This is a genomic window from Arthrobacter sp. Hiyo1 (assembly GCF_001263615.2).
Lineage (GTDB): Bacteria > Actinomycetota > Actinomycetes > Actinomycetales > Micrococcaceae > Arthrobacter.
The window spans coordinates 846,339-858,840 of sequence record NZ_DF952469.1; the positions used below are offsets into that span (position 1 = coordinate 846,339).

Sequence of the window (12,502 nt, forward strand, 5' to 3'; positions counted from 1 at the left end):
TGCGCTGCCTTGAAATGCAGCGGCTTGAAATGCACTGCCTTCAAATGCACCGGCTTGGGGCTCGTTGTCCGCTCGTGCCGCGCCACCGGCGTCGCGGAAGATGTCGGCGAAACTCTCGGGTGCGGGAGCGGTCTCCGGAACCTCCCCGGGGACGTCGCTGCTATGCAGGACGTTGATGGCGTGCTCGGTGACACCCAAAAGGAAACGCTTGTCGCCGGCGTCGACCACCACTACGGAGGCCTTCTGTCCGACACTCTGCCGGCTGACCACCGTCAGCGTGGTGTTGGCCCGGCGTCGGCCCTTGGCCTTTCCTTTGAGAAGGCGGCGCTGCAGGACCCAAATGAGCCCCAGCACCGCACCCAAGGCCACGAGCACGCGCAGCCCGAGGATGAGCGAATCCATCTAGTAGATTCCCTCGGCGACGTCCAGGATGCGGGTAATGCGCACGGCATAGTCCTGGTCCACGACGACCACTTCACCGTGGGCAATCAGCCGTCCGTTGAGGAGGACGTCCGCGGGTGCGCCGGCCGAGCGGTCCAGTTCGATCACTTTGCCCGGTTCCAGGGCGAGGGCGTCGCGCACGGACATGCGGGTGCGGCCGATTTCCACGGTGAGGGCCATTTCGACGTTGCTGATCAGTCCAAGGCGTGACGAAACGGCACCCACCTGGGCGTTCCGTGCGGCGGCCGCGTCCTGGACGGTCCCGTGTTCGCGGACCCGCACGGCGAACCAGCCGAATGCCTGCCCGCCGTCGGACGCGGGAGATTGACGCAATTCAAAAACAGCGGTTTCGGAGTCGGACAGCAGTCCGGTGGCGTCTTCTTCACGCAACTCCCCCAGCACGCCGGCGTCGAACGCGTCAGCCGCGTGTTCAATCGCGGGGCGCAGTACGTCAACGACGGACACGACTCCGCCGGAGACGACGCCGTTCAACCCGCCGGCAGCGGCAAGGAAGGAACGGTCGGTGAGGATGAGTGCGAAGTCCGCAGTCACGGCGCCCACAAACGTGGCGGTGATCGCAAGGGGTGCATATGGCGCAGCAGCCTGGGGTGGGACAATGCCGGAGACGCGCAGCGTGGCAGGGGTCGGCAGCTGCATCGCCAAACGCTCGGCCGCGGACTCGTGCAGGGTCAGGGTGATGCTCATCGCTGGTTCTCCTCGATTGTGACGATGACGGCGGCTGCACGGGAGCCGTTACGGGCCGGTGCCGCGGTGGCCAGGCGGGTGCCGTTGATGGCGACGTCGAACGGCCGGTTCTCCAGGTGCGGCAGCGGAATGACATCCCCGACGGCGAGGCCCAGGATCTGCGCCGGCGTCACCGGAGTGGGGCTCAACTGGATGGCGACGTCCACCGGCACCTGGGTGACCTGGGCGCGGACAAGCGCCTCGGCGTCGCGGCTGTGGACAGTGGGATTCACGTCGCCAAGACCGGAAAGGAGGATGTCGGCGGGAATCGCGAGGCTGGCTACGGCAAGGCTTTCGCCCACCTTCACGGTGAAGGAGGCCACGATCATGAGCTCTGCCGGAGCCGCGGCTTGGGCGAACTGGGAGTTGTACTGGATAACGTCCATGCGCACAGGGGTGGTCAACAGGGCGCCAAGGGAATAGCTCAGGTCCTCGAGTCCGTCTTCCACCATGCGGCTGATGAGGGACTGCTCGATCTGGGTGAACTTACGATCCGGGACCGCCGTCTCGCTGGCCCCGCCCAGCATGCGGGTGACCCAAGACAATGCCGCCGTGGCAGGAAACTGCATGACCAGCCGCGATTCGCTGCCCTCAATGCGGCACAGCACCATCGCCGTGACCGAAGGGAGGGATGCGGCGTATTCGTCGTAGCTCTGCATGATGAGCTGTTCAAGGGTCGCGGTGGACTTCACGCGGACCTTGGCCGTCAGCTGTGTTCCCCATTGGCGGGCGAACGTCTCGAAGGCGACTTCCAGGACGCGGCTGTGCTGTCGCGGCAAGGTGGTGGGCCTGCGGAAGTCATAGACGTCCACGGTGCGCTGCCGTCCCGCCGATTGATCTTCCTGTTCACTCACGGTTGCCACTATCGGCAAGGAAAGTGCAGGGGTAAGGGACTATGTGTCAGAGCCTTTCCGCGTGATGGCATGTCGGATAGGCTAGGTGTGTTGCCCTGGACCCTGGCAGCGCCAATCGTCGGCGCACGCTCCAGGAGGACATCACACATCATGCCAGGCGACCCCAGCACCCGCACCTTCCACGCCCGGCGTCCCGCGGCCACAGCAGAGTCCGAAGCTTGGCGGGATTACCCGTTGGCGGAGATCGACGAACTCATCGCGGAGCTAAAAATAAAAGTGGCGCGCTTTACGTTCTTCCGGTCGATCCAATTCGGCGATGAGAATTCGGAACCCGGAAACGGGGCTGCCTTCGAATCGATGATGGATGCTCTCGAGGACATTTCGGCGGCAGCACTGGGCATCGAATTAGCGTCCCACCAGGAATTTCTCCGGATTCGCCCGGTTACCAGACCCTAGCTCGGCGGACGGTCTTTGCCGCTTATAGAGTCAGGGTCCGGTTGATGACACGCGCTGCCGTGTCATGCAGATTCTGGTTGTTGGCGCGTGCAAATGAGCGCAAGCGCCCGAACGCCTCTTCCATGTTGACTCCGGCAGTGTAGGCAATGACCCCCTTGGCCTGTTCGATGAGGACCCGGCTGTTCAGGGCGCGCTGAAGCTGTTCGTTGACAACCGCCGATTCGCGGATGGTGCGTTCCTGCAGGATGCCGATCGTCGCAACGTCCGCCAGCGCTTGGCCGATGGCAACGTCCTCAGGCGTCAGGGCGCCGGACCGTTCGCCGAATAGACCCATGGCTCCGATGGTTCTTCCTTGAACGCGCATCGGTACCGCGTGGACAGAACGGAATCCCTGCGAAAGGGCGGCCGCCCGGAATTCGTCCCATTGGCCGGTCAAGGACGCTATGTCCTCTACGACCACCGGCGTTCCTGTCCGGTAGCACTCAACACAAGGACCGGAGCCCGCCTGCAGCTGGAGTATTTCAACCAGCTGGCTTCGCTCGCTGGTGGAGGCCAGGACTTGCAGCTCGCCGTGAGGATCTGCAAGCAGCAACCCGGCGGCGGCGGCATCGAGCAGATCCACGGATGCCTCGACGAGCGCATGGAGCAAGTCCAGCACGTCGTAGTCAGCGACCAACGTGTTCGTGATCTTTACGAAGGCCGCGCTGACGCGCTCGGCGCGGCTTGTCGTCACCATGTCGCCATATTACTGCAGACCGCCGCTGCCGTGCGCGTCATTCCCCGGGGCAAAACTCAGGCGTCCCTGCAGCACTGCCTCGGCTGTTTCGCGCAATGTCAGCGCATGCGCGAACGCGTGTGCACGCATCAACAAAAGTGCATCGGCAGCGGAACTCCCTGATTGTGCCAGGACCATTCCCGTGGCCTGGTGGATCTCCCGCCGGGACATCAACGCCGCTTCCACGGCGGGGTTTGTGTCGGGCGAGTTCACCGACAGAACCCCTCGCAACAAATGCCATGCCGTTTGGCCGGCAAGGACCGATGCTGTCGCATAATCGGCGTAACTCAGGCTCCCCGGTTTCGTATTGTGGAGCTCCACAACCCCGAGCTCCAAAGCGCCCAGGGTCACCGGGAACACAAACAGCGCCGCAGCTTCGGTCTCCAGGACTGCTTTGCTGAAAACCGGCCACGAGTACGGATGCGAATTTCGCACATCGGGGACAAGAACCGGGAGCTTGGTGCGCAAGGCTTCCCACCTTGGACCTTCCCCCAAATCAAACTGCAGCTCATCAAGCTTGGCCGCCAGTTTGTCGCTAGCGCACACGAGGGTCTCCGACGCGGCCCCGCCGAACATGGACACGGCTGCACCGCTGACTGGTAGCTGGGTCAGAAACGGCGTACAGAGCTCAGCGCCAGCATCCATGGTGAGCCTCAGATCCCCGAATCTTCCTTTGCGGCAGAACCCGGTTGAACGCGGAACCGGAACAGCTGCTCTTCACCGCTAAGAATAGACCAAGCTACGCGGCCGGAGCCTGCGAAATCCTCACCATGTTGCCCGAAGGATCGCGGAAGGCGCAGTCACGGGGACCCCACGGCTGGTCGATCGGCTCCTGCATGACCTCCGCGCCGGACGCCCTGACCTTCTCGAAGAGCGTGTCGACGTCGTCGGAGCGGAAGACGATCGGCCCTAGGACACCCTTGGTGAGCAGCTCCTGGAGGGAGTCGCCGTCGGCCTTGGACCGGCCCGCATGCGGTTCGGATAGCACGATTTCAACACCCGGCTGGTCCTTGCTGCCGAGAGTCACCCACCGGAATCCGCCTTGCGCGACGTCGTTGAGCACCTCGAGGCCGAGGGCGTCCCGGTAGAAGGTGAGCGCTTCGTCGGGATCGTTGACAGTGATATGTGAGTACTGCAATGAAATAGTCATGGCAACGACGTTAGTCCGGGGCGTTGACGAGCGCTTCTTGAATCCTGCTCGCTTCTTTCCGGAGGGTCACGGCGTTCCGAAGCCGGCGTCGCCGAGCACCTTCTTGCCTTCGCTTCCCGTCACCAAGGCGATGAACGCGGCAGCCAGGTCCTTGTTCTTGCTGGTGCCAACGGTGCCGATCGGGTAGGTGTTGACGGCCTTGTCCGACTCCGGGAAAGTGATGCCCTTGACCTTGTCCCCTGCGCCCTTGACGTCGGTGACGTAGACGAGTCCGGCGTCGGCCTCCCCTGAGGCGACCTTGCCCAGGACGTCAGTCACGGAAGACTCTTCACTGACGGGCTTCAGGGTTGTGCCGGTGGCCTTTTCGATGGTTTGGGCCGCGGAGCCGCAGGGTACCTGGCTGGCGCAGAGCACCACCTTGACGCCCGGCTTGGCGAGGTCCGCGAAGGAACTGATCGACGCCGGGTTGGACGGCGGGACGGCAATGGTCAGGACGTTGGTGGCGAAGTTCTTGGCCGTTCCGTCGAGCAGCTTGGCGTCGGAAAGCTTGCCCATGTTCTTCGTGTCAGCCGAGGCAAAGACGTCCGCCGGAGCGCCTTGGGTGATCTGGGTGACGAGGTCAGAAGACCCGGCGAAGCTCAGGGCCACTTTTGTACCCGGGTTCGCAGCTTCGAATTCGCTGGCCAGCTTGGTGAACGTTGCCTTCAGCGAGGCAGCCGCGTAGACCGTCACCGTGCCGGAGAGCTTTGGTGTTTCGCTTGCGCTGGCGGATCCGCCGTTTGCGGTGCCTGCGGGAGTGCTTGAACCGCAGCCTGTCATGCCGGCCGCGAGCGCCGGCGACGAGCACCGCGGCGAAAGGTTTGGGGATGATCCTCATATGGTGCTCTTTCCTTGGGGAGTTTCGATGATGACCGTGGTGGCCTTGACCACGGCTGTGGCGACCGAGCCGAGTTCGAGCCCGAGCTCGCGGACCGCTTCGCTGCTCATGAGGGAGACGACACGGAAGGGACCGCACTGCAGTTCCACTTGTGCCATGACCTTGTCGGCCGTGATGCCGGTGACCAGGCCGACGAAACGGTTGCGCGCCGAGCGGCCCACCCGGGTGGGATCCTCGGGCAGCTGGGCCTGGTCCCGCGCGACGTGGGCAAGTTCCAGCCCATCCACGGCCAGCCGGCCTGAATCATCCTTGACCGGAGTCAGGATGCCGTTCTCGGTCCAACGCCGGACGGTGTCGTCGCTGACGCCGAGGAACCGGGCCGCTTCAGATACTCGAATATTTGGCATGGCTTCAGAATAATCCTCAAATGCGGTGGTGACGCTATGAAACTTCCGCAAATCAAATGTGACCCGTATTTCCGGCGGCGCTCTGCCCGGGTTAGTGGACGTCCCGGACGCAGCAGAGGTCCCGCCCCATCGGGGCGAAACCTCTGCTGAAGTCGTGGCCGGCTACGGCCTGAGTCAGTCTGCGCCGACCGCCAGCGCTTCCAGACGCTTGCTGGCTTCGTTTCGGCTGGGCCGCGTACGTATCTTGCGACGCACGCGGGCATGGCAGCCACGGCCAGGTGCTCGCGGGCGCGGTATGTGCTCGGCGGCACGCCGACGAGTTCAGTGAACCGCGAGCTGAAGGAGCCAAGTGACGTACAACCGACCTCCATGCACGCGTCGGTGACGCTCATTCCGCCGCGCAGGAGCGCCATCGCGCGCTCGATCCGGCGGGTCATGAGGTAGTTGTAAGGGGTCTCGCCATAGGCGGCGCGGAACTGCCGCGAAAAGTGCGCCGGTGACATGAACGCATGGCTGGCCATGGTGGGTACGTCGAGAGGCTTGGCGTACTCGCGGTCGATCAGGTCACGGGCCTTGCGCAAGTACGTGAGCCGGGCGATGTCTTCCGGGGTCATGCCACGAGCGTACCTCGGCACGCCCGTCACTTCCATGGTGCCCGACGCCGTCCCGTCACCGCCGCGACAAGCGCACCGGCCGCTATTGGCCGCCGGCCCTCGCCTTGAGCGCCTCGGGGATCAGGGCGCGGACCACTTCGGGCCGGTCCGAGAGGACGACGACGTCGACCCTGCGGTTGAGTTCCATCAGCGCCTCGGTGGAATCATCGTTGACCTGCCTGGCGGATCCGAAGGCAACGGCGCCGATGTGCCCTGGAGAAATTCCTCCATGGTCGACGAGGTACCGGAGGACGTTGACGGAGCGGGCGGAAGAAAGCTCCCACGTAGAGGGGTATGAGGTGACTCCGTTGGCCGCGTGGCCTTCCACCATGATTTCAAGGGCCGCCTTCGCCATGGTCGGGGCGATCATTCCAAGGACCTGGCTCGCGCGGGGCGTCAGTTCCGGTCGGTCGGGTTCGAAGAAGGTCTGCGATCCTACGAGTTTCACGGTGAGTCCGCGTTCGTTGATCTGGAACTGCACATTGGCTCCCAGCCCCGCGGCGTCGAGCTTGGACTTCATGTCGTCGCGCAAAGCGGTGAGCCGGGCCGCTTCCTTGAGTGCGAGGTCCAAGTTGGAGAATCCCTGGGCGTCGGCGCTGGTGTATTCCGGCGGAACGACCGTCCCGCTGGCGGTGTCCACCTTCTGGCTGGCCACCGTGCCGAACCCCGTGGCGAGAGAATTGCGGAGTTTGTCGAATTTGGCCTGGTCCACGGTGGACATTGCGAAGAGCACGATGAACATGCACATGAGCACCGTGACCATGTCCATATAGGAAGCCATCCAGCGTTCGTCGACGTGTTCTTCCGCCGGAGGTGAACCGCGGCGGCGCCGCGACCTCATGCGGCCTTGGACGAAGCGAATTTGCCGGGGCGGGCTTCGTCGTCGTCGCCCTTCTTTGCGGATTTCGCCTTGCCGAGGCGGTCCGGGGGAACCATGGCGCGGAGCCGTTCGGCGAGCAGGAGGGGCTGGGTCCCGTTCTGTACCGCCAGCAGGCCCTCCATCAGGAGGGTCATGCGTTCGATTTCGAGCTCGGACAGTCGCTTGAGCCGCGAACTGAACGGCAGCCAAATGAAGTTCGCGGACAACAAACCCCAAAGCGTGGCCACGAAAGCGGAGGCGATCATTGGTCCCAGATGATCGGGTGAGGAGAGGTTTTCAAGGACGTGGGTCAGCGATACCACGGTGCCGATAATGCCGATGGTCGGCGCGTAGCCGCCCAGGCTCGCGAAGAACTTGGCGGAGACGTGGTCGCTGCGCATCTTGGAATCGATCTCGTCCTCCATGAGGATGCGCAATTCTTCGGCATCGGTGCCGTCGGCGATGTTCTGGAGGGCCCGGGCCACGAACGGATCCTTCTCGTCCGCGGCCGCCTCTTCGAGGGAGAGAAGCCCCTCGCTCCGCGCCTTCTCGGCAAGGCTGATCAGCTGGTCGATACTGTCCTGCGGCTTGTCGGTCTTTCCTTTGAACGCTTTGGGGAGGTCCTTGAACGCCCGCACGGTATCGCGGAACGTGTTCCCGGCAAGACCTACGGCAAGGGTGGCACCGAAAACCAGGACCATGGGCGCGGGAAGCAGGAGGGCCATGAGATTGGCGTCTTCGAGGGTCACCATGGCGACCACCGAGCCGAAGGCCAGGAACAGGCCGATTATTGTTGAGGGATCCATGGCTTACCTTCCGTCCGGGTCCGGTGTGCGCACGAGGCTCAAGGGATAGCCCGTGACGGTGGGGAGGTCCTGTGCCCGCCGAAGAATATAGGCGCGGTAGTTCGCAATTAGTTCCACGACCTCCGCAAGGCTTTCGCGCACAACATAGGTAGCGCCGTCGAGGGTCACCAGATGGGTGTCCGGGCTTTCGTGGATCCGTTCAATGATGTCCGGATTCACGGCAAAGCTGGTGCCGTTCAGGCGGGTGACAACGATCATGGGCCGTTTCTGCTTTAGGTAGGGAGGCGCTTGTAGGAGTGCGGTTCAGTTCCTACTGTCGGCCGGAGGCTCGCTCCCGTTAGGCAGTGTCAGCGCAGCGTCGCTGGGCGCACGCGTACCGGCGCGAGGATTCCGATGATCATGACGGCGGTGATGGAACCTGCCGCCATGATCGCCGCGAGCACCACGATCTGGAAGCGACCTGCCTCAAAGGGAGAAACCCCGCCAAAAATCGCCCCGACGAACGCGCCGGGCAGGGTGACAAGTCCCGTCGTCTTGGTTTGATCGGTTGACGGGATCAGGGCCGAATAGACGCTCCGCCGGGCAAGATCAAGGGTTGCCTGCCTCGGGGTGGCACCGAGCGCGAGCCAACCCTCGACTTCCTCCCAGTGCTCGTAAACGGATTCCTTGAAGCGCCGGCCGGCCAGGACTGCGATGGTCATGCCGTTGCCAATGACGATCCCGCCGATCGCGAGCGCATAGCGGGGAGTGAACGCGATGGCTCCCGTCGCGAAAATGACGGCGAGCGTCATTCCGATGCCAGCGGCCATGGAGCCGCTGACCAAGCCCAAATGATGAAGGCTCCAGCCAATGCGTCGCGTGGCACTCATCGCGGCCACGGCAAACATCACCAGCAGGGCTACTGCGACCCATAGCGGCTGGTGATCACACCGCCCAGAACAAAACTGATCGCGGCGAGTTGCACGGCTCCGCGAAGGATGGCCAGTGCGGGAGCGAAAGGGTGAGGGGCGCGGAACGCCAAGAGCAGTGCCAACGTGGCCGCCATCAGGACGCCGACGCCGAGGAAGGTCGGCAGGAATTCGGCGAGACCGGGCATGGAGCCAGCTTATCGACTGCCGCAAGGCACTCGCTCAACCGACGACACACCACCTCCATGCATTAGGTCATGTAAATCTTGCGTAATACATGTGATTCCCGTCACAATAGGGCATTCTGGATGGAAGTTTAGGTATGGCTAACCTAAAGTTTCAAGCTGTGAGCCCGCACCCACTTCCCCCGGGCTCCCTTGGATTTGCTCGCAGAAAGAAGCCCTCATGAAGATCCGCGCACATGCGCTGGCCGGCATCGCACTCGCCGCCACTGCAGCCCTGAGCCTGGCCGCTTGCGGCAACGGCACCGCCTCCTCCGCAGCCCCCGAGTCCGCTGCTACTTCCACTAAAGTGGGTGGCGAAATCACCGTCTACAACGCCCAGCACGACACCCTGACCAAGGAATGGGTGGACGCGTTCACCAAGCAGACCGGCGTCAAGGTCACCATCCGCCAGGGTTCCGACACCGAGCTCTCCAACCAGATCATCCAGGAAGGCGCGGCATCCCCGGCCGACGTCTTCCTCACGGAGAACTCCCCAGCGATGGCCCAGGTTGAGAACGCCGGCCTCTTCGCGGACATCGACAAGGCCACTGTGGACCAGGTCCCGGCCGCGTACCGTCCGTCCACCAACAAATGGACCGGCATCGCCGCCCGCTCCACCGTCCTGGTGTACGACAAGACCAAGATCAGCGACGACAAGCTGCCCAAGTCCATGCTGGACCTGGCCAAGCCGGAGTGGAAGGGCAAGTGGGCTGCTTCGCCGTCCGGCGCTGACTTCCAGGCAATCGTTGCCGCCCTGCTCGAACAAAAGGGCGAAGCAGCCACCACTGAGTGGCTCAAGGGCATGAAGGACAACTTCAAGGCATACAAGGGCAACAGCACCGCCATGAAAGCCGTCAACGCCGGCGAAATCGACGCCGCCTTGATCTACCACTACTACTACTATGGCGACCAGGCGAAGACCGGCGAGAACTCCAAGAACGTCACCCCGTACTTCTTCAAGAACCAGGACCCCGGCGCCTTCCTGTCCGTCTCCGGCGGCGGCGTGCTGAAATCCTCCAAGAACTCCGCAGCTGCCCAGGCCTTCATCAAGTTCGTCACCGGCAAGCAGGGCCAGGAAGTCCTCAAGAACGGGACCTCCTACGAATACGCGATCGCTTCCAACGTCGACTCGAACGCTAAACTCGTTCCCATCAAGGATCTGCAAGCTCCCACGGTGGATCCGGCCAAATTGAACTCCGCAAAGGTCACCGACCTGATGACCAAGGCAGGACTGCTGTAATTCTGTGACCACTGATCTATCGGCTCGCCTCTCCCCGGAAGTTCCCGAGGCTTCGGCGAGCGCGACGACGGCGGGCAGGGGCAAGCGCCCCCGCCCGCCTTTCGGCGTTTCTGCAATATCCCTCCTGGCCGTGCTGATCGCACTGTTTTCGCTCATCCCGCTGGGGTACGTCGCTTACATGACGGCCGCGACCGGGTGGGACACCGCCGTCGCACTCATCTTCCGGCCGCGCGTTGGCGAGCTGCTCCTGAACACCGTCATGCTGGTGGTCTTCACGGTGCCGATCTGCCTGGTTTTGGGAGTCGGTGGCGCGTGGCTCGTGGAGCGGACCAGGCTGCGAGGGCACCGGTGGTGGGCCGTGGCCCTGGCGGCCCCGCTGGCCATCCCGGCGTTCGTCAACAGCTATGCGTGGGTGACCGCCGTTCCCTCGCTGGAGGGCATCTGGTCCGGCGTACTCATCGCCACACTGTCGTATTTCCCGCTTGTCTACATTCCCGCGGCTGCGACCCTGGGGCGTCTCGACCCCGCGATTGAGCAGTCCGCGGCCTCCCTTGGCTTGGGACCGTGGGCCATCTTCTTCCGGGTTGTCCTGCCTCAACTCCGGATTGCGATGACCGGTGGCGCACTCCTGGTGTCGCTGCACCTGCTGGCCGAATACGGCGCGTTCGCGATGATCCGCTTCGACACGTTCACCACCGCGATCATGACCCAGTTCCAATCCACGTTCAACGGCACTGCCGGGAACATGTTGGCAAGCGTCCTGGTGTTCTTCTGCCTCATCCTGCTCCTGGCCGAAGTCAGGAGCCGCGGTAACGCACGCTATGCCCGTATCGGTTCCGGCGCGCAGGCCAAGCCGACCAGGCTTCCCTTGCACCACTACCAGCTTCCCTCCCAGCTCGCCCTGCTTGCGCTCACCGTTTTGGCCTTCGGATTGCCGATCTTTTTTGTCCTGCGCTGGGTAGTGGCCGGTGGCGCCCGCGTCTGGTCGGCCGACGAATTCCTTCCGGCTCTCCTCCAGACCCTCGCTTATGGCACGGTAGGCGCAGCGGCGACTATCGTCGTCGGCTTCCCCATGGCCTATCTGGCCGTGCGGCACCCCAGCTGGTTCAGCAAGATGCTTGAGCTCTCGAATTACGTCACCAGTTCCCTGCCCGGCATCGTGGTGGGCCTTGCCTTCGTCACCGTGAGCATCCGAATGGTCCCGGGCGTGTACCAGACCTCCGGGGTCCTGATTGCAGCTATGTACTGCTGTTCCTGCCGCGGGCCCTGGTAAACATCCGCTCCGGGCTGTCCCAGGCTCCCAAGGAGCTCGACGAAGCCGCACAATCGCTCGGCAAGGCCCCCCTGGTGTCCTTCCTGAAAGTGACGCTGCGCCTCACAGCTCCGGCCGCCGCCGGCGGGGCCGCGCTGGTGTTCCTCGCCATCGTCAACGAGCTGACCGCCACGCTGCTGCTGTCCCCCAATGGCACGCACACCCTGGCCACCGAGTTTTGGAGCAAGAGCAGCGAGATCGACTATTCAGGCGCGGCGCCGTATGCCCTGCTCATGATCCTGTTGTCTGCCCCCATGACGTACTTGCTTTTCCAACAGTCCAAGAAAGTAGCCGGACAGTGACCGAACAATCCCCCTCAAGGCTTCCGTCACCCCGCGTGGCGGCTTCGGTGGCCCCCACCACCAACACGCATCTGGACATCGCCGAGGTCACCAAGAACTTCGGCTCCCAGGCTGTGCTGAAGGGCGTGAACCTCTCCGTGGCCAAGGGTGGGACCACCGCTATCGTCGGTCCATCCGGATCCGGCAAGACCACCCTGCTGCGCTTGATCGCCGGCTTTGAACACCCGGACACCGGCTCCATCAGCCTCAACGGAAACAAGGTGGCCGGGGACGGGATCTGGGTACCGGCCCACAAGCGGCATGTTGGCTATGTGGCCCAGGACGGCGCGCTCTTCCCGCACCTTACGGTGGGGCAGAACATCGCGTTCGGACTGGACAAATCAGCGCTCGACGGCGGCCGCCGCGCCGTGAAAGCCCGTGTCCAGGAACTGCTCGACATGGTTTCCCTCGATGCGGACATGGCAAAGAGGCGCCCCCACCAGCTTTCGGGAGGC

General features: G+C 63.6%; 13 protein-coding genes and 4 pseudogenes. 4 read left to right on the forward strand and 13 right to left on the reverse strand.

Annotated features, from left to right (window positions below):
* From fliO to AHiyo1_RS08175, 3 genes are all read right to left on the reverse strand, one after another.
* Positions 1–402, reverse strand: a 402-nt coding sequence (gene fliO, locus AHiyo1_RS24585) for a flagellar biosynthetic protein FliO (RefSeq protein WP_084784414.1), incomplete at its 3' end; no start/stop codon positions are given.
* Positions 403–1,146, reverse strand: a complete 744-nt coding sequence (gene fliN / locus AHiyo1_RS08170; RefSeq protein WP_059388221.1) for a flagellar motor switch protein FliN — start codon at positions 1,144–1,146, stop codon at positions 403–405.
* Positions 1,143–2,039, reverse strand: a complete 897-nt coding sequence (locus AHiyo1_RS08175; RefSeq protein WP_059388222.1) for a flagellar motor switch protein FliM — start codon at positions 2,037–2,039, stop codon at positions 1,143–1,145. The genes fliN and AHiyo1_RS08175 overlap by 4 nt, the downstream gene beginning before the upstream one ends.
* 150 nt (positions 2,040–2,189) lie before the next feature.
* On the opposite strand from AHiyo1_RS08175, the gene AHiyo1_RS08180 reads away from it, so the two are divergent.
* The gene (locus AHiyo1_RS08180; protein WP_059388223.1) at positions 2,190–2,495 is read left to right on the forward strand and encodes a hypothetical protein; all 306 of its coding nucleotides are present in this window, start codon (positions 2,190–2,192) and stop codon (positions 2,493–2,495) included.
* 22 nt (positions 2,496–2,517) lie between these two features.
* Here the strand turns inward: AHiyo1_RS08180 and AHiyo1_RS08185 are convergent, their stop codons facing one another.
* The 10 genes and pseudogenes from AHiyo1_RS08185 to AHiyo1_RS08230 form a co-directional block, all read right to left on the reverse strand.
* Positions 2,518–3,231 carry a GAF and ANTAR domain-containing protein gene (locus AHiyo1_RS08185; protein ID WP_059388224.1) on the reverse strand — a complete coding sequence of 238 codons (714 nt, stop codon included), beginning with the start codon at positions 3,229–3,231 and terminating at the stop codon, positions 2,518–2,520.
* 9 nt (positions 3,232–3,240) lie between these two features.
* Positions 3,241–3,915, reverse strand: a complete 675-nt coding sequence (locus AHiyo1_RS08190; protein WP_059388225.1) for a GAF and ANTAR domain-containing protein — start codon at positions 3,913–3,915, stop codon at positions 3,241–3,243.
* 94 nt (positions 3,916–4,009) lie between these two features.
* Positions 4,010–4,420 (reverse strand): VOC family protein, encoded by a 411-nt coding sequence (locus AHiyo1_RS08195; RefSeq protein WP_059388226.1) that lies wholly within the window; start codon positions 4,418–4,420, stop codon positions 4,010–4,012.
* Positions 4,421–4,486: 66 nt separating this feature from the next.
* Positions 4,487–5,297, reverse strand: a pseudogene (gene modA, locus AHiyo1_RS08200) (molybdate ABC transporter substrate-binding protein).
* The gene (locus tag AHiyo1_RS08205; RefSeq protein ID WP_059388228.1) at positions 5,294–5,704 is read right to left on the reverse strand and encodes a TOBE domain-containing protein; all 411 of its coding nucleotides are present in this window, start codon (positions 5,702–5,704) and stop codon (positions 5,294–5,296) included. The pseudogene modA and the gene AHiyo1_RS08205 overlap by 4 nt, the downstream one beginning before the upstream one ends.
* Positions 5,705–5,928: 224 nt before the next feature.
* A pseudogene (locus AHiyo1_RS08210) lies at positions 5,929–6,318 on the reverse strand (helix-turn-helix transcriptional regulator); the annotation flags it as partial.
* A gap of 82 nt (positions 6,319–6,400) precedes the next feature.
* Positions 6,401–7,198 (reverse strand): OmpA/MotB family protein, encoded by a 798-nt coding sequence (locus AHiyo1_RS08215; protein ID WP_059388229.1) that lies wholly within the window; start codon positions 7,196–7,198, stop codon positions 6,401–6,403.
* Positions 7,195–8,022: a motility protein A gene (locus AHiyo1_RS08220; protein WP_059388230.1), complete on the reverse strand. Its 828-nt coding sequence runs from the start codon at positions 8,020–8,022 to the stop codon at positions 7,195–7,197. Before AHiyo1_RS08220 ends, AHiyo1_RS08215 begins: the two co-directional genes overlap by 4 nt.
* 3 nt (positions 8,023–8,025) lie before the next feature.
* Entirely contained in the window at positions 8,026–8,280 is a 255-nt protein-coding gene (locus tag AHiyo1_RS08225; RefSeq protein WP_059388231.1) for a flagellar FlbD family protein, read from the reverse strand.
* A gap of 89 nt (positions 8,281–8,369) precedes the next feature.
* Positions 8,370–9,118, reverse strand: a pseudogene (locus AHiyo1_RS08230) (ABC transporter permease).
* A 217-nt stretch (positions 9,119–9,335) separates the two neighbouring features.
* On the opposite strand from AHiyo1_RS08230, the gene AHiyo1_RS08235 reads away from it, so the two are divergent.
* From AHiyo1_RS08235 to AHiyo1_RS08245, 3 genes and pseudogenes are all read left to right on the forward strand, one after another.
* Positions 9,336–10,394, forward strand: a complete 1,059-nt coding sequence (locus tag AHiyo1_RS08235) for an iron ABC transporter substrate-binding protein (protein ID WP_059388232.1) — start codon at positions 9,336–9,338, stop codon at positions 10,392–10,394.
* Positions 10,395–10,398: 4 nt separating this feature from the next.
* Positions 10,399–12,008: pseudogene (locus AHiyo1_RS08240) on the forward strand (ABC transporter permease).
* Positions 12,005–12,502: ABC transporter ATP-binding protein (locus AHiyo1_RS08245; protein ID WP_172465528.1), on the forward strand; the 498-nt coding region annotated here is incomplete at its 3' end. The pseudogene AHiyo1_RS08240 and the gene AHiyo1_RS08245, both read left to right, overlap by 4 nt.